The sequence below is a fragment of the Parabacteroides sp. AF17-28 genome (assembly GCF_003479205.1).
GTDB classification, from domain to species: Bacteria; Bacteroidota; Bacteroidia; order Bacteroidales; family Tannerellaceae; genus Parabacteroides; species Parabacteroides acidifaciens.
On the sequence record NZ_QUGV01000001.1, the window covers coordinates 64,919 to 85,334 of the forward strand.

The 20,416-nt window shown below is 47.6% G+C and carries 12 protein-coding genes; 5 read left to right on the forward strand and 7 right to left on the reverse strand.

Going from position 1 to position 20,416, the window contains the following annotated elements; genetic code table 11:
• Positions 1 to 208: 208 nt before the first annotated feature.
• Together DWW90_RS00410 and metF are read left to right on the forward strand one after the other, a co-directional pair.
• On the forward strand, positions 209 to 643 hold the full coding sequence (locus DWW90_RS00410; RefSeq protein WP_122343578.1) for a pyridoxamine 5'-phosphate oxidase family protein: 435 nt from the start codon (positions 209 to 211) through the stop codon (positions 641 to 643).
• A 34-nt stretch (positions 644 to 677) separates the two neighbouring features.
• Positions 678 to 1,628 carry a methylenetetrahydrofolate reductase [NAD(P)H] gene (metF, locus tag DWW90_RS00415; protein WP_115499782.1) on the forward strand — a complete coding sequence of 317 codons (951 nt, stop codon included), beginning with the start codon at positions 678 to 680 and terminating at the stop codon, positions 1,626 to 1,628.
• 80 nt (positions 1,629 to 1,708) lie between these two features.
• Here metF and DWW90_RS00420 read toward each other — a convergent pair whose 3' ends face one another.
• The gene (locus tag DWW90_RS00420; protein WP_122331983.1) at positions 1,709 to 2,752 is read right to left on the reverse strand and encodes an asparaginase; all 1,044 of its coding nucleotides are present in this window, start codon (positions 2,750 to 2,752) and stop codon (positions 1,709 to 1,711) included.
• A gap of 446 nt (positions 2,753 to 3,198) precedes the next feature.
• On the opposite strand from DWW90_RS00420, the gene DWW90_RS00430 reads away from it, so the two are divergent.
• Positions 3,199 to 4,323, forward strand: coding sequence for a DNA polymerase III subunit delta (locus tag DWW90_RS00430; RefSeq protein WP_122343580.1), 1,125 nt, complete (start codon positions 3,199 to 3,201; stop codon positions 4,321 to 4,323).
• 1,085 nt (positions 4,324 to 5,408) lie between these two features.
• Here the strand turns inward: DWW90_RS00430 and DWW90_RS00435 are convergent.
• Entirely contained in the window at positions 5,409 to 9,878 is a 4,470-nt protein-coding gene (locus tag DWW90_RS00435; protein WP_122343581.1) for a T9SS type A sorting domain-containing protein, read from the reverse strand.
• Between the two features lie 673 nt (positions 9,879 to 10,551).
• Here DWW90_RS00435 and DWW90_RS00440 point away from each other — a divergent pair.
• Entirely contained in the window at positions 10,552 to 11,550 is a 999-nt protein-coding gene (locus tag DWW90_RS00440; RefSeq protein WP_122343582.1) for a gliding motility protein GldB, read from the forward strand.
• A 96-nt stretch (positions 11,551 to 11,646) separates the two neighbouring features.
• Here DWW90_RS00440 and DWW90_RS00445 read toward each other — a convergent pair whose 3' ends face one another.
• Positions 11,647 to 13,263 carry an ABC-F family ATP-binding cassette domain-containing protein gene (locus tag DWW90_RS00445; protein WP_122343583.1) on the reverse strand — a complete coding sequence of 539 codons (1,617 nt, stop codon included), beginning with the start codon at positions 13,261 to 13,263 and terminating at the stop codon, positions 11,647 to 11,649.
• 328 nt (positions 13,264 to 13,591) lie between these two features.
• Between DWW90_RS00445 and DWW90_RS00450 the strand changes: the two genes are divergently transcribed.
• Positions 13,592 to 13,834: a GlsB/YeaQ/YmgE family stress response membrane protein gene (locus DWW90_RS00450; RefSeq protein WP_115499788.1), complete on the forward strand. Its 243-nt coding sequence runs from the start codon at positions 13,592 to 13,594 to the stop codon at positions 13,832 to 13,834.
• A gap of 79 nt (positions 13,835 to 13,913) precedes the next feature.
• Here the strand turns inward: DWW90_RS00450 and DWW90_RS00455 are convergent, their stop codons facing one another.
• The 4 genes from DWW90_RS00455 to carB all read right to left on the reverse strand — a co-directional run bounded on the left by DWW90_RS00455 (position 13,914) and on the right by carB (position 20,409).
• Positions 13,914 to 14,492, reverse strand: a complete 579-nt coding sequence (locus DWW90_RS00455; protein WP_122343725.1) for an LUD domain-containing protein — start codon at positions 14,490 to 14,492, stop codon at positions 13,914 to 13,916.
• An 8-nt stretch (positions 14,493 to 14,500) separates the two neighbouring features.
• Positions 14,501 to 15,868, reverse strand: a complete 1,368-nt coding sequence (locus tag DWW90_RS00460; protein WP_122343584.1) for a lactate utilization protein B — start codon at positions 15,866 to 15,868, stop codon at positions 14,501 to 14,503.
• Positions 15,865 to 16,605 carry a (Fe-S)-binding protein gene (locus DWW90_RS00465; RefSeq protein WP_115499791.1) on the reverse strand — a complete coding sequence of 247 codons (741 nt, stop codon included), beginning with the start codon at positions 16,603 to 16,605 and terminating at the stop codon, positions 15,865 to 15,867. The genes DWW90_RS00460 and DWW90_RS00465 overlap by 4 nt, the downstream gene beginning before the upstream one ends.
• A gap of 534 nt (positions 16,606 to 17,139) precedes the next feature.
• Positions 17,140 to 20,409, reverse strand: coding sequence for a carbamoyl-phosphate synthase (glutamine-hydrolyzing) large subunit (gene carB, locus DWW90_RS00475; RefSeq protein WP_122343586.1), 3,270 nt, complete (start codon positions 20,407 to 20,409; stop codon positions 17,140 to 17,142).
• Positions 20,410 to 20,416 lie beyond the last annotated feature (7 nt).

Genomic DNA, 20,416 nt, shown 5'->3' on the forward strand with positions numbered 1-20,416 from the left:
CGATCATACGGCTTATAATTATCGGCCAACAAGACAATCGGCATTAACACACGAATAAAATCCTTTCATTATTCTGATTATTAGCAATTTATTTAAAGGCCACCGGGTATAGAAGATTTAGATATTAGGAGCGTATCCCTATATTTACTAATTTCGTCCTGTAATAAAAACAGGAAAAAGATAATATTAATCAATAAAACAGAACACAATGAAAGATGTAGAAAAAACAATTGGAGCCATAGCCGACAAACAGTCTATTTCTTTTATCGGCTCGATAGATGCGGAAGGATTCCCGAATATAAAAGCCATGTTACAGCCCCGGAAACGTGAAGGGATTCAAACATTCTATTTTACTACGAATACGTCATCCAGGTGCGTCGCCCAGTATCTGAAAGATAACCATGCCTGCATATACTTCTGCGACAGGCGTTTCTTCCGGGGCGTCATGCTGCGCGGCACAATGGAAGTCCTGACCGACAATGCCAGCAAAGAAATGATCTGGCAAGACGGCGACACAATGTATTATCCGGAGGGAGTAACAGACCCGGATTATTGTGTTTTGCGGTTCACGGCAATTTCCGGAAGGTATTACAGCAACTTTAAATCCGAGGATTTTATAATCTCAGATTGCAGGAACAGGTAGGATTTATTACTTTTGTGGCAAAATATAGCACAATATGAAAGTAATCGATCTGATCAATAATAGCAAGAGCACTGCTTTTTCATTTGAAATACTTCCTCCACTGAAAGGGAACAGCATACAGAAAGTCTATAATGTCATAGACAAACTGATAGAATTCGATCCTAAATACATTAATATAACGTCTCACCACAGCGAATATATTTATAAGACGTTGCCGGACGGCAGCATCCAGAAGGTGAATATCCGCAAACGCCCCGGTTCGGTTGCCATCGCTTCGGCTATCCAGAATAAATATAACATCACGGCTGTGCCTCATATTATATGTAAGGGATTCACGAAGGACGAGACGGAATATGCACTGATCGACCTGAACTTTTTAGGCGTGTACGACCTGTTGCTGCTTCGCGGAGATGTGAAAACAATCGAAGCCGGACAAAACACGGACCTGTATCACGAACATGCAACCGACCTTCAGGAACAAGTGAACAACTTCAATAAAGGTATTGCCCTGGACGGATCGAGATTTGAGGCGAACGAAACCCCGTACTCTTACGGAATGGCTTGCTATCCGGAAAAGCATGAAGAGGCGCCCAATATGGAATCGGATATTTTCTATCTGAAAGAGAAAGTAAAGAACGGGGCGGATTATCTGGTGACACAAATGTTTTTCGACAACGAGAAATATTACTCATTCGTTGACCGTTGCCGTGCGGAAGGCATTACAGTCCCCATTATTCCCGGAATCAAGCCGATCGTATTTAAGAACCAACTGACCGTCCTGCCTAAGATATTCCGTTCGGACATCCCCGAACCGTTCGCAACAGAGCTTCGCAAATGCAAGACTGACGAAGAGGCAAAGGCCGTCGGTGTCGAATGGTGCATCCAGCAATGCAAAGACCTGATTGCGCATGGCGTTCCGAGTCTGCATTTCTATACGATGATGGCTTCGGATAGCGTCTATAAGGTGGCAAAAGAGGTCTATTGAAATACGGAATTCTTTTCATGGGCATAAAACAATATTTCCATGCCCATGAAAATATGTTTCCATGCTCATGAAATATATTTTCAAACAATAGTAATCTCTCCGATCAGCGAGCAATTCAGATGTTCCTTTACTTCGTCCGGTGTCATGCCGTGACCGAACAGGAACATCAGTTTGGCAACCGCACATTCGGTCGTACTGTCGTAACCGCTCACGACACCGGCGTCCAGCAATCTTCGTCCGGTTTCATAGCGGTGCATTTCCACGCTCCCGGCCAGGCATTGTGTGACATTGACAATGACAATGCCCCGGTCGACCGCATCTTTCAGCATTTCCAATAGCCAGTCATATCCGGGAGCATTCCCGCTGCCGAACGTCTCCATCACGACACCTTTCAATCCGGGAATATTCAGGATGCTTTCCACCACCAGTGGAGAGATTCCGGGGAAAATCTTCAGAATAGCAATATTCCGGTCCAACAGATAATGAGGCTTCAACGGCTTTCTGGATACCGGATGATAAATCTGGGGAAAATCATATTTAATCGAAATGCCGGCATGCGCCAACGGCGGATAATTATAGGAACGGAAAGCATTGAAATTATCGGCATTCGTCTTGCTGGTCCGGTTTCCACGCAAAAGATCGTTCTCAAAGAAAATACAGACTTCGGGCACCAACGGCATATCGTTTTCCCGGGCAGCGGCAATCTCTATTGCTGTAATCAGATTTTCCTTTCCATCCGTACGAAGCATGCCGATCGGAAGCTGCGAGCCGGTCAGGATTACCGGTTTGCTCAGGTTCTCGAGCATAAAACTCAGGGCGGATGCGGTAAACGCCATCGTATCAGTCCCATGCAACACGACAAAACCATCATAGTCATGATAGTTTTCCGCGATGATCTGTACAATCTTCATCCATGAATCCGGTCCCATTTCCGAAGAATCCATCGGAGGATTAAACTGGATGGAAGAGACTTTATATCCAAGATTTTTCAGTTCAGGGACGTGTTCTTCCAAATGCTCAAAATTAAAGGCTTCCAAAGAGCCTGTTTCCGGGTTTTCTATCATTCCGATAGTACCGCCTGTATATATAATCAGAATAGAAGCGTCATTTTTGCATACATTCATAATACTGCCAGAGTTTATTTGTTATTCTTCACAACGCAAAGATAAGAACTATCATTTTGAAATCAAAGTGGCAAAACAAAATAATACAAAAGTATAAATCAGACCTACAAAACCAAATAAAGCCCAATAAAATATTACATTTTGTCACAAACCGGAATGATATAAAAAGAAGAGTCATCCAATTGGTAAAAACCTCACCCGGATAAAATCGACAAAATATCAGAAGTTATGCAACAAAATGAAAAAAAAGATTGTTATTGAATAGGGGTTTTTCGAGACATCACCGTCTTACTGGTAAAATTATAATTTTTACGAAGATGAAATACGTTCTGTTTATTGCAATGGATCTGGCTTTATATCCTTTTTTGCTCCTGCTTTTTATTGCGAAAGGCATCAAAGAAAAAATTATTCGTACCTTTGCTCTATCAACTCAATAAGGAGCATACATGTACTTCAAAGATATTATCGGTCAGGAAGATATAAAAAAACGACTTATACAATCGGCGCAAACAGGCGTCGTCCCGCATGCACAACTTTTCACGGAACAGGGCGGTGCAGGCGCTTTTCCTCTTGCATTGGCTTATGCACGTTACTTGAACTGCACGGACCGGACGGAAACGGATTCTTGCGGCTATTGCCCGTCATGTCTGAAGTACAACGAACTGGCACACCCGGACCTCCACTTCGTGTTTCCGATTATTTCCAAGAAAGAGAAGAAGAAGGAAGTCTGCGACGATTACCTCACCGAATGGCGGGGTTTCCTGAAAGACCGTCCTTATTTCGATATTGACAACTGGCTGGATTATATCGATGCAGGCAATTCGCAGGCATTGATCTATTCGAAGGAAAGCGATGAAATTATCCGCAAGCTAAGCCTCAAAATATATGAAGCGACCTACCGGATCTTGCTGGTCTGGCTGCCTGAAAAACTGCATCCGACCTGTGCCAACAAGCTTTTGAAAATCATTGAGGAACCGCCACAGAACACAGTTATCCTGATGGTATCGGAACTTCCCGACCTGGTTTTAGGAACGATTCTTTCGCGTGCACAGCGTATCAATGTGCGGGGCATTCAACCAGAAGATATCACAACCTCTATGATCTCCCGCTTCGGGTTGGCTCCCGAAGACGCCAAGCATGTCGCCCACCTGGCAAACGGCAGCTACCTGAAAGCAGTCGAAGCAATCAGCTTAGGGGAAGAGAACAAGTTCTATCTGGAACAATTCAAAGGCATGATGCGTAACTCCTGGGCGCGGAATGTCAGGGGCATGAAAGATATGGCGGACGTATTGGCAAGCATCGGCCGCGAACGGCAAAAAAACTTCCTGGCTTACTGCCAACATCTGATACGCGAGAATTTCATGTACCGTTTCCAATCGCCGGAACTTAATTATATGAATCTGGACGAAGCCGGTTTCGCCGTGAAGTTCGCTCCTTTTATCAATGAGCGGAATGTAATCGACATCATGGACGAATTGGCAAAGGCAGAACGCCATGTGACACAGAACGTAAATGCAAAAATGGTCTTCTTCGACCTCTCCCTGCGACTGACAGTGCTGATCAAACGGTAATCTTTTGTTTCACGACTGTGACATGAATAGCGGGTAGGTATCGAAGGAGCACACATCCCGCATCGTTCATTCTATCTGCCAGGTTATTCATTCCTTTACGGCACTATAAACCCATGAAGTACTGCAATACTATTCCGCAGGCGATCTTGACGAGTCAGGACCTTCACGCTTGTTTATTTTAAGAAAAACTGAACTATCTTTATGAGGCATCGCCTCATGCCGCAGGCTCTCTTTTGCCGTTGATTTCAATCAACGAGTTGATAAGTTTCCGGCTTTGCCGGATTCCTCTGTGGGTTTAAACCCCTTTCAAATATCTACAAGCAAGAGGATGTGTCAAAACAGCCTCCTGAAGTTCACAGAGGAAGAGGCTTTGCCTCTAAGCTCTAAAACCGTTCGTTGAAACGAAATGGTAAAAGGAAAGCCTGCGGCAGAAGGCTTATTGTAAAAAACGCATTTTTTGAGCTCGAAAGGTCCCCTAATTCAAACAAAGGTCAACCCACTTTTCAGTCGTCAAGAAGGAGCTTTTTCCTATGATCCGGCTCCTTATCGCCATGAAGAGGGACTTTATCGCTCTGATCCGGAACTTTGTTGCTCTAAAGTCGGACTTCATATAGTACGAAGTCAATCTTCAGAGCGATGAAGCGTTACTTCAAGGGAATTTTCTGCGCACCTCACGGCAACAAGCCTTCAAAATTTCCTTGGGATATTTGGAACGCTGTCCGTCTTCGTCCGCAAATATTCGATTCTCCGGGAGTTAAGGTTTATCACATTGTCGGCGTTTCTACCTTTCGGTAATCAAATTGCACGCTTTTCGAAACGGGCTGCGCACCTCATTTTTCCTATTGTCATTCGATCTGATTAAAACCATGAAAAGAGTCAATCCAAAATCGATCAAGATTTCGGACGAAATAGAAAAACAGTCGAAACTGGGGGTTATTGTACATTTACCAATATTAGTCGTGTGCAGCGGAAAGCGGCGGATATAAAACAGAAAGGGAAACCTCACGGCCTCCCTTCCCCATTCACTTTAACTAAAAAGCTTAATCTACGAAAAATCGAAGATTACTTAATATAAATGCGCGTCTTTATCGGACGTTTACTTTCTGTGTCAACACATGGCCGCCACTGTTTAGGCGAACGATGTATATTCCCTTCGGAACGGAGATCGTTTCTGCCTGGCTGATCGTGCGATGGGCAACGATTGTGCCTGCCATATTGACAATAATCATTTCTACCGGTGTAGCCGGCTGGATCTGGATGTCGCCTTCGCGACCGAAGATTGCCGATTCGGCAAGGGCTTCTTCAACACCTGTTGCGAAGTCTACCGTTACCTGGCAAAGAGCGGTCAGACCACCGTTGATAGCTGTGGCAATGATCGTTGCCTGGCCTACTTTGACAGCGGTTACTTTACCGTTGGCATCGACTGTGGCAACAGACGGGTCAGTGCTTGTCCACTTCACGCCGCCGGCAGCTGCCGGTTCAACAGTAGCAACCAATGTATAAGATTGCAGGCGTGCTAATGTCAAGGTTGTCTTATCCAGCTTGATACCGGTTGCATCCGGAGTCGTGTCACCAGTGCCTCCGCCTGTGCTTCCACCGCCTGTTGATGGAGTGTAAACGGATTCATAGGCGCCGAGATGAACGGTTTTGTTTGTTCTGTCATCGGTCAGACGAAGATTGCCCAGGATATCTTTTGCATCATCATCAATACCGGTGGCATCACCAGTTATTTGGGCTATCGGAGAATCTTTGTGCAATTGATATTTGTAGGTCGTGTTGTCGAACTTGATGTAAGCAAGGCTGGGAAGTGTCAAATTGTTATTCGTAACAGGACCGGCAGTCTTCAATGCATTATGCGAGATTTTATCACCGGTAGCAGTTCCCGTAATTGCTTCATCTGCATTTGTCCAGAGGATGTTGTTCTTGATAACGGCTGTAGATGAAGCATTGTTAATAATAGCTTCTGCCTCTTCATTATTATTGACACAAGTATTGTTTGCAATAACGGAAGTTCCTTCTGCTGCAATATCAATCATCACCATATCTTCATTATCATAGAACAGACAGCTCTTCACCGTCAGGTTCTTTCCGGAAAGCATTGGATTCTCGCCCTCGATTCCGGTGAAGATACAACATTCGATTGTTGCAGTAGCTTCGCCTGCATCGATAACTGTTGCATCACCGCCTGTTGATCTTGTCATCCGCACGGCTTTGGTGCCTTCGGGGGAAGAGAAGTTACATTTGGAGAGGTTGATGCTTCCAGCTTCTGCAGCAATTGCCTTACCTGTAAACTGTGCGTTGGTCACAGAAACCTGAGCTCCGCTCTTTAATTCCAGCGCCGGTTTGTCACCAGAAGTTTGTGCAAATGAGATTTTACCATTTTCTGCCGGTTCGATCGTCAACTTACCTGCTACTTCGATGGTTCCGTCTGCAATAGTGGCGTTGTCAATAGTGACATCTCCGTCTGTTTTAACTTTAATAACCGGAGCAGCTGTTCCGTCTTCAACAGAGTTAACAGTCAGTTCTACTCCTGAAATAGTCATCTTACCGCTTGCCTCGATTGCTGTCACTGTTTCCGGAACTGCTAAGGTTGAGTTCTGGAGGGTGGCTTCAGAGCCTTCTTCGATCTTGATAACAGGGACTGCTGTTCCTCCTGTTGTACTTGCTTCAGTTGTGGCAATCGTTACATTATCTAATGTAAGTTCACCGCCTGCTTTTGTTGTAAAGGCAGATTTTCCTTCTTCCACTTTAATTGTTACCGGCTTGTCATCAGATGATTTGATAGTAACGGGGTAATCGACTTCGATAGCATCCTCGATCGTCAGTTCAGCTTTACCATCTTCCGGTGCTTCGATTACGATTTCAGCCGGTTTGTTCTCTTCCAATTCCTCTTTTAAAGCATCACCGGTGCTTACAGGTTTATCTGCTACATAAGCCGATTCGTATGCGCCAAGGTCGATCGTTTTTTCCTGAATACGGGTGTTGCCGGCAAGGTCTGTCTTCGGATAAGTTTCAGCGTAAGCTTCATTCGAACCTTTATTCGCAAATTTAGAGCCTTCGGCCAGCGTATAATCGCCTGCACTTGCATTGGTGAACGGGTCGTCGTTCTCTATTTTGATATTGTGAGCTTCTGTTTCACTTGCATCCAGAGAAGCGCTTGCACTGTAAGTGATTGAAGCTTCCGGAGATGTCGTTACGGATTCCATGATACAGTTCTTAACAATACCTTTGCTGTTTTCAAATACAGATACGTTTGCTTCGGCTCCTTCTTTAGTTGCGTCATTATTCCAAACCGTACAGTTGATCATCTGTGCTCCGGCAACAGAGAATGTAACAGCACCTTGTACAGCATCGCTATTGCCTGCTGCATTAGGCATACCGGATGTCCCTGTTGCCTGGTTTCCATAAACTAACGTATTAACCATCGTTGCTTTACCATTCAGGGAAACGCCTGCTATATTATAAGCTGTATTTCCATAAACCTTACAGTTCAGGATTTGCATATCGCTTGCCGAGTTCTGAATATCATTTACATTCGTACGGGTATTAATACCGCCGGAATGTGCATCTTTCGTGTCGCCTTTAGATCGATTGCTGTAGACCTCACTGTTTTGGATTGTTCCGATATAGTCAAGGACAACACCAGCACCGCCGTCTCCTGCTTCGTTATTATGGATCAGGCAACCGTCGATCACACCACCCAGATAGCACATCACGCCACCGGCCTTACCTGTCGCTTCGTTTGCACTGATTTCGCAATTCTTCAATGTCACATTCTTAGTAATGATTGCACCGGCTGCGTTATCGGCTTTACCGTTTGTGATTTTCAAATTGCTCCAAGTGGTTGTAGTTGCAACTCCGTCACCATCTGTAAACGTAGAGCCGTTATAGGCAGCATCCGCCTTATAAGAAACCACGCGTCCTTTGGCATTGCCGTCCAGAATAGTAGTAGCCTTATCAGCGCCGGTCACATTAACGCCGTCCGCCATAACGAAGCAGCCCTGATATGTTCCGGCTCCTAAGATGATTTCCGGTTTTTCGCTCTGTGCTGCTGCATAATCAATGGCACGTTGCAGGACAACACCGTTGTATGCTACATCACTGCCTGCGGTAAGGTTGATTTTATTGTCTTTTACTGCGGGAACGCCGGATACGACATATGCAAACTTTGTCCAGGGAGATGTACTGGAATTTTCAAATGTAACATCATACTGCATGCCTGTAGCCGGCATCTTGATTGTGTTTTGTGCTGCCAGGTCTGCAACAGAAACTACAGCTGCTTTGGCATCCGTTCCACTAAATGTCGCACTAATCCCGACAAAGGAAACCGGTCCTTCATATGTATAGGAAATAGAATTGCCTTTCACTCCGGCTAATGAACCGTTACAGCCACCGACGTAAATACCGCCTACCAATGTAGCTCCGGTAACATTGATTGCACCGTTCGCCCCCTTAAAGCGGAGACAGCTTTCGCCTTGCTTTCCTACTTCTCCCCCTGCTAATGTAGAGCAAGAATAGGTCCCATTAGTAAGGACAAAACCTGTTTTATTCTCATTGATTGTAATAGTAGCTCCTTGAGAAGTCTCGATATTCAGATTATTCACAGCGACATTGTTGGCATCAACGACAATACCGGCTCCGACAAATTCAAGTTTAGCGCCGTCTGCCCCTTCCAGTCTTACACCTTCCTGCTGAATTGTCAAGCTTTCTGTAAAGCTATATTTTGTGTTAGCTTTCAGCTTGATCAGCACGTTTTCTTTTACGCCACTACCGACAAGTGCGGCCAGATTATCTTTGGTGTCTGCGTAAGCAAGACCGTCAAGTCCTTTCCATGCACTCGATTCATATAAAACCGGATATTGTGCACCATTGGCCGGCATCGTAATCTTGTTTTGTGCGGCAAGTTCCATCGGTGAAATCACACCAGCAGGGAGAGTTGATTCGAAAAGGGCACTGATCCCGACAACCGGTACACTTGACGTAGAGGTATATTTAATGGTGTTGCCAGTTATGCCATCCAGCTTACCTGTTACATTATACATACCTAATTTGCCGGTCAAAGTTGCACCGGAAACATAGATATCACCGTTCTGCCCCAAGAAATAAATCACCCCGGCACCTTCTGCATCCGGAGTACTGCAAATATAAGTTCCTCCGTTAATCCGGGTACCTGTTTTTTCTTCATTGATCTTCACTGCAATGCTGGTGGAAGTGACATTCAAGTTAGTAAGTACTACATCTTTTGCATTAACGACAATGCTCTTTGCGTCTGTAAAACCAAGTTTAGCCCCTTCTTCGCCTACCAGTTCCAACCCCTCTTTTGTTATTTCTAACTCTGTAGAAGAGGTGATTTCTCCTGTGATAACCACTTTTGTTACGCCCTCGACAGCTATAGCCGCCTTCAATTGGGCAAAAGTTGCATTTGCATTCAGGGTTGCTGTAGCTCCCCCGTCGGATAATGTATATCCATCGTTTGGTCCTTCCGGATTGGCAGCCCACCCCATGCAGGCTATAACCAAAACAGAGAACAGACATAATTGTATCTTTCTTTTCATATTTTGTTGATTTAAATAAAATGTATTGAATAAAATTCCCTATACTCGTTCAGGCAGGTAACTTGCAGTTACCTCTAAACGGGTTTCTTCATTTTTGGTTGTTTCTCATTAAGTCATAGGCTCTCTAAATTTGGATTCCATCAATTCCCGGAGTGGAAGGTTATACAAAATAAAAGAGGCGTAGGAACTGTTGATATATCTGTAAGTGAGGCCTTCGACTGCCCGTACAACCGATATAAACAACAGCCCACGCCCTTTTAGCTTGTATATGTGTACATGCTGGTGCATGTGTATATAACAAGGAAAGGAACGCGAGCGTTCTGTTGTCTATTATCCGATTGTACTGAAAGTGTCGAAGTTTCACCTACAGGATAATATCTTAAAAACGCTTCTCGTTTATCTACTAAGACGCATTGACCCGCAACGCTATGCAGGTATGCATGGGGCAAAAGTAGGCCTTAGTTTTCAATAAACAAAGAAAAAGGGAAAAATAATGTGCCTTGTTGACACGAAGGGCGGTTCGCGAACCGCCCCTACGAGGCCTGTTTGTTTTATTTTTGCAAATATGTGAATCATCGACATTCGTTCGAGTGAATACAAAGAAGGGATTGTACAATATAATGTAACTACATCCGTTATTATTGGTAACGTTGTCGATTCAAATGAAATTCTTATGAAATCAAAATTACTGCTGATACTTTCCCTGTCGTTCTACCTGTTTAGTTGTAACGGACAGAATACACATATTCCGGCTGCCGTCACGTCGGCTGCTCCGGTAAAAATCAACCGTTTCGACAAAGAGCTTTTTAAGCTGGTCGATACAGGCGACTCAGCCCGACAGGCAGAAATCACCGGCGAATATCCCCAGATGCTTGACGTCCTCGGGAAAGGCATCCTGAATATGAAATCGCCGGCAATGCCCGGATTCTTCGATAAGCTGACAAGCTACTATTCCGAACCGACGCTGAAAAGCCTGTATGCCGATGCCATCCGCCAATACGACGACGTATCACAGATCGAACAACAATTAGGCAACGGTTTCGCATGGCTGAAAGCATGTTTCCCATCCATGCAGATTCCGGCTATTTATATGCACGTTTCCGGTTTTAACCAGAATGTATTGGTCGGCGACAGCCTGCTATCTATCTCGATCGATAAATACTTAGGCGAAGAATACCCGCTCTATCAGGAGTTCTTCTATGATTTCCAACGCCGCCTCATGACGCCCGAACATATCGTTCCCGACTATCTGGCCGGTTGGTTGATGTCCGAATATCCGTTTGAAGGAAAAGAGAATGTGCTGCTGGACCGCATGATTTATGAAGGAAAAATAAAATACCTGATCCACCAGGCATTCCCCGAACTGACGCCCGAACAGCTAATGGGTTACACCGGGGCTTCCTATAACTGGTGCAAGGAAAACGAAGCCAACCTGTGGAAGGCAATCATAGAACGCAAACACCTCTACACTCCCGACCAGATGACTACCGCCAAATATTTCGAGAGTACGCCCTGCGTGTTCCTCTCCAGCGACGCTCCGGGAAACATCGGCAGTTGGATCGGTTGGCAGATTGTTGACAAATATATGAAGGAAACGGATGCTACGCCTGAAGCTCTGATGCAGAATAACGACAGCCAAGCTATTCTGACAGCTTCAAAATACAAACCCTGAAAGGAAACGGCAAATCAGATAAAAAAGAAAACCGCCCTATTCTCGCGAACGGGACGGATAACCTAATCTAACTTAATTCTAATACCATGAAAAACACTATGTCTTAATAACAGGTCCGGAATTAAAAAGTTTAATGGAGCGGTTTATTTGTATTTCTTTCACAAAATAAAGATCATGCGAGATCAACAGCACCGTTCCTCTATAACTCTTTATAGCCGCTGTTATTATCTCAACACTCCGAATATCCAGATTGTTCGTCGGTTCGTCTAAAATAAACAGATCCGGCGTATTATTGCCAATCATCAGGCAGCAGAACAGCAGGCGTATCTTCTCTCCCCCACTCAGACAGGCGCAAGGTTTATCCCACGTCCCGTAAGGAAACAGATAACGGTTCAGGATCGATTTCAGTTCATGCTCCGCCTTATGTCCGGTATTGAAGCGTTCCGTCTGTTCAAAGACAGTCAGGGCGGGATCGATTACGGAACATTCCTGGTCAATATAAAGATAACTGAAATCAGCCCGCGTGATTGCTCCGGACACCGGTTGCAATTCACCCAGTAAAAGTCTGACCAGAGTAGTTTTTCCGCTTCCGTTATTTCCGGTGATATGAACACGGTCTCCACTCCTGATCCGAAAATCCAGCGGCGATGGCCACAGGCAAGAGGAAGAATAACCGAAGTTGACCTGTTCGGCTGTTATCAGTATCTTACCGGTATGCAAGGCGGAGGAATTAAAGTTCGTCTGAAGCGCCCGCATATCAGGGATTGTGTTCTGGAGTTCCGCGACCGAACTTTGCAGGGAAACGATCTTCTCCTCGTGGACATCATTCAGCCGGACAGTACTCTTCTCTGCTTTATCTTTCAGCGTATTGACTGCCATCCGCGAAATGCCCTTTTTAAAACTCGTCTTATCGCTATGGGCATTCGCTTTATTCTTCCGTTCCAACGTTTCACGGGCCACTTTGCGAGCCAGGCGCAACTCTTTTTCCTTTTCATCCAACTGGTTCTGCAAGGCTGTCAAAGCCAGCTCCTTCTGCTCCCTGTAAAAATCATAATTGCCGCCGTAGAGAGTGACGCCGTTCCTTTCCAGTTCACAGATGCCTGGTAAAAGGTTCAGCAACGTCCGGTCATGGCTGACAATCAACAAGGTCGAACGCCCGGTCCGGACCATTTCATAGAGTTTGTCCCGACTGGATATATCCAGATGGTTCGTCGGTTCGTCCATCAGGATTATTTCCGGTGTATGAACCGAAATGCCGGAAAGGAACACCTTTGTCTTTTCCCCTCCGCTCAACGAATGCATCGGTTGGGATAATTGCAGATGTCCCAAATCCCAGAAAGCAAGAGCCGAGAGGCAACGTTCCTCCACACTCCAATCGTCATTCAGACGAGTAAAATTTTCCACCGAAGCATCGCCTGCAAGAATAGCATGGAGTGCCTTTATCGACCCGTCCACCCGTAGAGCCTCCGCCACCGTCAGGTGGTCGAACTGCCCGAAATGTTGCGGGACGTAATAAGGTCGGGAAGCGCAGACAACCTCTCCCGAAGAGGCTTTCAGGCTTCCTTCGAGAATACGCAGTAAGGTCGATTTACCGGAACCATTATTGCCGACCAGCGCCAAACGCTGTCCTTTATTAACTGTTAAATTGATGTTCTGAAAAAGTGGTTCTTTGTCGGCATGAACATAGCATAGCTGATGTACGGATATGCACATAGTTTTCTTTGGATTAAGAAATTAAAACTAAAAGGATAATTCACAAACGTGCCGGAGAGTGGCACTGGAGGAAAGGCCGGACTAAACAATTGACAATTGAAAATGGACAATTGACAATTACATCGATAAAGTGTTTATGTCGAAAACCGGCTTACTTGGATATTTTCATCGGAATGCTTATATGATTTACTGCTGCAAAGATATACGTTTTTCCGATATCACCAGTCGTTTTACGAAACAAATCCGCATCAACAGAAAATAGTCTTCAACGACAACTTTGTTCCGTTGTAAACAGTTATATATACGTATAATATAAAATTTAAAAGCTATGGGGTTCTTATGGTACATTCTTATAGGGATAGTTGCCGGTTTTCTTGCCGGTAAAATAATGCGGGGCGGTGGCTTCGGAGTGATAATCAATTTGATTTTAGGAATAATAGGCGGCGTTTTGGGCGGCTGGGTATTCGGTCTGTTCGGAATTGCGGCTTCCGGCATAATCGGCAGCCTGATTACGGCTACAGTCGGAGCGATTCTGGTATTATGGATTGCTTCTTTGTTCAACAAATCATAAAAACAATATCCGGATTTTACGGATTTCGCGGACTCGATCAATAAATGATCATGTTAATCCGTGAAATCCGTATTTTTATTTACTTCAATATCACTAATACTCCGACCGGTCCATGTGCACCAAACACAAGCGCCTGTTCGATATCGGCAGTCTTGGAAGGACCGGAGATGAAGGCTCCAAAATCATAGGTCATACCTTCCGTCCGTTTATAGGCTTCATGCATATTGTTCACGATCGCCTCTCTATCGATCAGCATAACCAGGCTGTTGGAAATGAAATACAGAGCCTTATGTTTCACCTGACGGGTGATCCAAACAGCCCCGTTTTCAGCTACACCGAAATGGCCTTCCACGATGGCAAGATCGGTGTTGTTCAACTCACGAGGGTCGACAAGGTCGTCGGGATTAAAGGTCGCACAGGTGATATCGGGCAGGTTAGACGCAATACGGACAGCATCCGGAAAATGCCGGCGGATGATGTCGTTGACGTCTTCACCGGGCTGCAAAAGAACGGCTTTTCCTCCGGCAGCTTGCAGGGCGTCGGCGAATTGGGCGATTTTATCTTCGTAAACGATCGCATCCAGTGTCAGGTCGGGCATGTCGTAGCGTTTGCCGGTGTGACTGCGGATTGCGGATAATATGTCGTTTTTACTACTCATTGTTGTCGTTATTTTATCTTGTTGTTTTTCCACATATCATTGAAAGACTGTTTGGCAAAGGTGGGTAGTTCGCGGCCTTTGCCCCACGCATTCAGACCATTGTAGATCATAAAACGAGGCATCTTGTTCACTAACGGGGCAAACCGCAAAGCGGTGTTGAACAGTTTCGGGCGTTCCATCAGGAACTTCATGCCGCTGGACATGATCTTCTTCTCCGTACTCGCCTTCCCTATCCTGTCCAGATCCTGACGCCAACGGTAGATCTGTTCGCCGAGGTCTATCTTGACCGGGCAGACATTGGAACAGGAGAGACAGAGCGAGCAGGCGGACACATTATCCGAATACTTCACCGGGTCTTTCAACATCCCCAGGTTGATACCGACCGGACCAGGTATAAAATAGGTATAGGAATAACCGCCCGTGCGGCGATAAACCGGACACGTATTCATACATTCCCCACACCGGATGCAGTTGAGCATACGGATATGGTCGGGGCGTGCCAGGATGTCGCTGCGGCCGTTATCGACTATGATAATATGAAATTCACCGCCCTCCTTCGGTTTGCAGTAATGGGAAGTATAGGATGTGACCGGCTGTCCCGTACCGGAACGTGCCAGCAAGCGGGTGAAGACGCCCAACGCCTCCCGGGAAGGGACAATCTTTTCCATTCCGAACGTTGCGATATGAACTTTCGGGAAGGATGTTCCCATATCGGCATTACCCTCGTTGGTACAAACCACGATCTCGCCGGTCGAAGCGACGGCAAAGTTAGCCCCCGTCATCGCAACATCGGCGGTCAGGAACTTTTCACGCATGTTCTTCCGCACGGCATGTGTCAGATAGGTCGGGTCGGAATTGCCTTTTTCCGTACCGAGTACGCGCTCCATCATCTCGCCGACTTCCTGCCGTTTGATATGAATGGCCGGCATCACGATATGGCTGGGATGGAGATGCATCCATTGCAGGATACGCTCGCCCAGGTCGCTTTCGATGATGTCATAGCCCTGCTCCTGCAGAAATTCGTTCATGCCGCACTCTTCCGTCAGCATGGATTTGCTCTTAATAAGCGTATGGGCATCGTGTTGGCGGAGGATTTCCTGCACGATGGCGTTATGTTCCGCCGCATTTTTCGCCCAATGGACAATGGCGCCGTTGGCAAGAGCGTTCTTTTCGAACTCCTCGAGCAGCGTGTCCAGGTGGCTGTTCGAATAGAGTTTGATGTCCGAGGCCAGTTCGCGCAAGCGTTCCCATTCGGGAATCGAATGGCTCATTTTATCCCGTTTGGCACGTACCATCCAGAGGGTTTCGTCGTGCCAGGCTTCCTGTTTGCGGTTCGCGATGAAGCGGGCAGCCGCTTTTGAATGTTTCGTGCTCATAATCCGGAGGCTAATATTTCAACAATATGAATCGTTTTGACAGGAAGATTGTCGCGCTTGATCACGCCTTCCATATGCATCAGGCAAGAGCTGTCGGCGCCGGTGATGTATTCGGCCCCCGTGCTCATGTGGTCTTTCACCTTGTCCTGTCCCATGCAGACGGATACTTCCGGTTCTTCGACAGCAAACATACCGCCGAAACCGCAACACTCGTCTATGCGTTTCGGCTCGAATATCTCGATGCCCCGCACCAGAGAAAGGAGGTCGCGCAACTTGGAGTAATACGGGATATTACGCTCGCTGGGAGAAGAGAGGTGCAACTCGCGCACACCGTGGCAGCTATTATGAATGCTCACCTTATGGGGAAACTCGGCTTTCAGTTCTTTCACTTTCACGACATCGTGCAGGAACTCGCAGATATCATATATCTTCTTGCTGTTCATACACACATGTCCGGCTTTCTCGAGGATGCCGGGATGGTTTTCCTTGACGAAAGCCACACAACTGGCGGAAGGGCCTACCACATAATCGTATTTGCTGAACAACTCCTCCATCCGGACAGCCAACCCCAACGATTCATGCTCGAAACCGGCATTCGCCATCGGCTGACCACAACAAGTCTGATCCAGCGGATAGTCCACATCCAAACCGAGGCTTTTCAGTAGTTTATAAGAAGCAACACCAACTTCCGGGTACACCGCATTGATATAACAGGGGATAAATAATCCTATCTTCATATTGGTTTATTTTATAATACTACAAAGATAACGATGTTACTTTTCTCTTGAAAGAAAAGTAACCAAAAGTTCAAGGCTTAACCGTCCGGGCTACTCCGGGCAAAGGCTACGCTGTCGCCTGCGAAACTCGCTTCGCTCAGACAGCGCAGGCTCCTGTCGCTCCGCCTTTACCCTCCGCTTGACGCCCGTCCGCTTAGGCCTTTCTTAGAAAGCTCCGCTTTCTCTTGGGATGGCCGACACCGCCTGCTCTTTTGCGACCCCGTGTCAAACTCGGGGACAAGGATGCTCCCCGTTCCCGCACTCGATGCGGGATCGCAAAAGAACAGGCGGTATCACAATCCTCAACAGAGCCGCCAGGCTCTACCTCCGGCCTAAGCTGGTGAGCGTTAAGCGCAGAGACCACAGTGAGCGCCCGGAGCGTCTGCTGTTTGAGCGAAGCGAGTTTCAGACGCGACAGCGAACGAAGGGAACGAAGTAGCGAAGCAGGTTCGGCCTTGATCTTTTGGTTACTTTTGGATCAAGCCAAAAGTAACGTTATTTATACTCTTGCCAACTCTTAATCTGAATATCATCCAGACTCAGCGTGCAGAACGCCTCGATAAAGGCGCTTGCCAGGCGGGCGTTCGTGATCAGCGGGATGTTCAGGTCGATGGCGGCACGGCGGATCTTGTAGCCGTTGTCCAGTTCACCGGCCGAGAGGTCACGCGGGATGTTGACGACCATGTCGATCTTCTTTTCGTGCAGCATGTCGAGTGCCTGCGGCTGTTTGTCCGCTTCGCTCGGCCAGTAGACCTGCGTGTTGGAGATGCCGTTTTCTTTGAGGAAGCGGTGCGTACCGCCTGTTGCGTAGAGGGTATAGCCTTTTTCGGCCAACATCCGGGCAGCGTCCAGCATGGCCACTTTCTGTTTCGGTGTTCCGGTAGAGAGCAGGATACTCTTCTCCGGAATGCGGAGACCGACGGAAAGCATACTCTTCAGGACCGCTTCGGAGAGGTCGTCGCCGATACAGCCCACTTCGCCCGTCGAAGCCATGTCGACACCCAGAACCGGGTCGGCCTTCTGCAAGCGATTGAAGGAGAACTGGGAGGCTTTGATGCCCACATAATCCAGGTCGAACTCATTCTTGCTCGGCTTTTCGACAGGCAGGCCTAACATGATGCGGGTAGCCAGTTCGATCAGGTTTATCTTCAACACCTTGCTCACAAACGGGAAGGAGCGACTCGCACGGAGGTTACACTCGATCACCTTTATTTCGTTACCTTTAGCCAGATACTGGATATTGAACGGACCGGAGATGTTCAACTCTTTCGCAATCTGACGGCTGATCCGTTTGATACGGCGCACGGTTTCGACATACAGCTTCTGCGACGGGAACTGGATAGTCGCATCACCCGAGTGCACCCCGGCAAACTCAATATGCTCGGAGATCGCATACATCACGATCTCGCCCTTATCGGCCACCGCATCCATTTCCACCTCTTTGGCATGTTCGATAAACTGGCTGACCACGACCGGATGTTTCTTCGACACGTTAGCCGCCAGTTGCAGGAAGCGTTCCAGCTCTTCCTGATTGGAGCAGACGTTCATCGCCGCACCGCTCAGCACGTAGCTCGGACGAACCAAAACCGGGAAGCCTACTTCGGCCACAAAGTCGTTGATGTCGTCCATCGAGGAAAGCTCTTTCCAGCGCGGCTGGTCCACACCGATGCGGTCCAGCATGGCGGAGAACTTCTCGCGGTCTTCGGCATTGTCGATGCTCTTGGCCGACGTCCCTAAGATGTTGACATGCTGCTCGTCGAGACGCATAGCCAGGTTATTCGGAATCTGCCCGCCCGTAGAGACGATCACGCCGTGCGGATTCTCCAGTTCAAGGATATCCATGACACGCTCGAAGGTCAGTTCGTCGAAGTAAAGGCGGTCGCACATATCGTAGTCGGTCGAAACCGTTTCAGGATTGTAGTTGATCATTACCGAACGCCAGCCCTCCTTGCGGATCGTGTTCAGCGCCTGCACGCCGCACCAGTCGAACTCTACCGAGCTACCGATACGGTAAGCACCCGAACCTAAGACGACAATGGAGCGGTGGTCGCCTACATACTGGACATCGTTTTCCGTCCCGCTATAGGTCAGATACAGATAGTTGGTCTGTGCCGGATATTCGGCTGCCAGCGTGTCGATCTGCTTCACCACCGGAACAATGCCATGCGCCTTACGAAACTGGCGAACCAGCATCATGCCCTTCTCGATATCTTCTTCGAGGCCGAAAGCGCGGGCAATCTGGAAGTCGGAGAAACCCTGGCGCTTCGCCATGCGAAGCAATTGACAATTGACAATGGACAATTGACAATTATCAGTAACTTCTTCTTTCTTAATTGTCAATTGTCCATTGTCAATTGTCAATTTGTGAAGCTCCTTGGAGGTCTGCATGATGCCATAAAGCTTCTGCAGGAACCAGCGGTCTATCTTGGTCAGTTCATGTATCTGGTCGACCGTATATCCGGCGCGGAATGCTTTGGAGATAGCGAAGATACGGCGGTCGGTCGGCTCGCGGAGCGCCTTGTCGATGTCTTCAATCACTAACTCTTTGTTTTCCACGAAACCGTGCATACCCTGCCCGATCATACGCAGGCCTTTCTGGATAGCCTCTTCGAACGTACGGCCGATAGCCATTACCTCGCCGACGGATTTCATGCTCGAGCCTAATTCGCGGGCTACGCCGTGGAACTTGCCCAAGTCCCAGCGCGGGATCTTGCAAACCACGTAGTCGAGAGCCGGTTCGAAGAATGCACTCGTCGTCTTCGTCACCGAGTTTTTCAGGTCGAACAGGCCGTAACCTAACCCTAACTTGGCAGCGACAAAGGCAAGCGGGTAGCCTGTCGCTTTCGATGCTAATGCGGAGGAACGGCTCAGGCGGGCGTTCACCTCGATCACACGATAGTCCTCGCTTTCGGGGTCGAAGGCGTACTGCACGTTACATTCGCCCACGATACCGATATGCCGGATGATGCGGATAGCTAACTCGCGCAGTTTATGATATTCGCTGTTAGTCAGCGTTTGCGACGGGGCGATGACGATACTTTCACCGGTATGGATACCTAACGGGTCGAAGTTCTCCATGTTACAAACCGTGATACAGTTGTCGAAACGGTCGCGCACCACTTCATACTCCACTTCCTTCCAGCCTTTCAGGCTCTTCTCGACCAACACCTGGGGCGAGAAAGAGAAGGCTTTTTCAACCAGCACATCCAGTTCCGCCTCGTTGTCGCAGAAGCCGGAACCCAGACCGCCCAGCGCGTATGCAGCGCGGACAATCACCGGATAGCCCAACTCGGCTGCTGCACGACGGGCATCCGCCGCATTCTCCACCGCCTCGCTCTTGATGGTCTTCACGCCGATCTCATCGAGCTTGTGGACAAACAACTCACGGTCTTCCGTATCCATAATGGCCTGTACCGGAGTACCGAGCACACGGACGTTATATTTTTCCAGCACGCCGCTCTGGTAGAGCGCAACGCCGCAGTTCAACGCCGTCTGTCCGCCGAACGCTAACAGGATGCCTTCGGGACGTTCCTTGGCAATCACCTTCTCGACGAAGAACGGGGTGACGGGCAGGAAATAGACCGTGTCTGCCACGCCTTCCGAGGTCTGCACCGTCGCGATGTTCGGGTTGATAAGCACTGTCTCGATGCCTTCTTCCTTAATGGCCTTCAACGCCTGGCTGCCTGAATAATCGAACTCGCCCGCTTCCCCTATCTTGAGGGCTCCGGAACCGAGTATCAGGACTTTCTTTATATCTTCTTTCATTGTTATT

Bases quoted from the DNA above. Each gene is read 5' to 3' on its own strand.
- DWW90_RS00410 (WP_122343578.1), top strand. From the start codon at position 209: ATGAAAGATGTAGAAAAAACAATTGGAGCCATAGCCGACAAACAGTCT.
- metF (WP_115499782.1), top strand. From the start codon at position 678: ATGAAAGTAATCGATCTGATCAATAATAGCAAGAGCACTGCTTTTTCA.
- DWW90_RS00420 (WP_122331983.1), bottom strand. From the start codon at position 2,752: ATGAATGTATGCAAAAATGACGCTTCTATTCTGATTATATATACAGGC.
- DWW90_RS00430 (WP_122343580.1), top strand. From the start codon at position 3,199: ATGTACTTCAAAGATATTATCGGTCAGGAAGATATAAAAAAACGACTT.
- DWW90_RS00435 (WP_122343581.1), bottom strand. From the start codon at position 9,878: ATGAAAAGAAAGATACAATTATGTCTGTTCTCTGTTTTGGTTATAGCC.
- DWW90_RS00440 (WP_122343582.1), top strand. From the start codon at position 10,552: ATGAAATCAAAATTACTGCTGATACTTTCCCTGTCGTTCTACCTGTTT.
- DWW90_RS00445 (WP_122343583.1), bottom strand. From the start codon at position 13,263: ATGTGCATATCCGTACATCAGCTATGCTATGTTCATGCCGACAAAGAA.
- DWW90_RS00450 (WP_115499788.1), top strand. From the start codon at position 13,592: ATGGGGTTCTTATGGTACATTCTTATAGGGATAGTTGCCGGTTTTCTT.
- DWW90_RS00455 (WP_122343725.1), bottom strand. From the start codon at position 14,492: ATGAGTAGTAAAAACGACATATTATCCGCAATCCGCAGTCACACCGGC.
- DWW90_RS00460 (WP_122343584.1), bottom strand. From the start codon at position 15,868: ATGAGCACGAAACATTCAAAAGCGGCTGCCCGCTTCATCGCGAACCGC.
- DWW90_RS00465 (WP_115499791.1), bottom strand. From the start codon at position 16,605: ATGAAGATAGGATTATTTATCCCCTGTTATATCAATGCGGTGTACCCG.
- carB (WP_122343586.1), bottom strand. From the start codon at position 20,409: ATGAAAGAAGATATAAAGAAAGTCCTGATACTCGGTTCCGGAGCCCTC.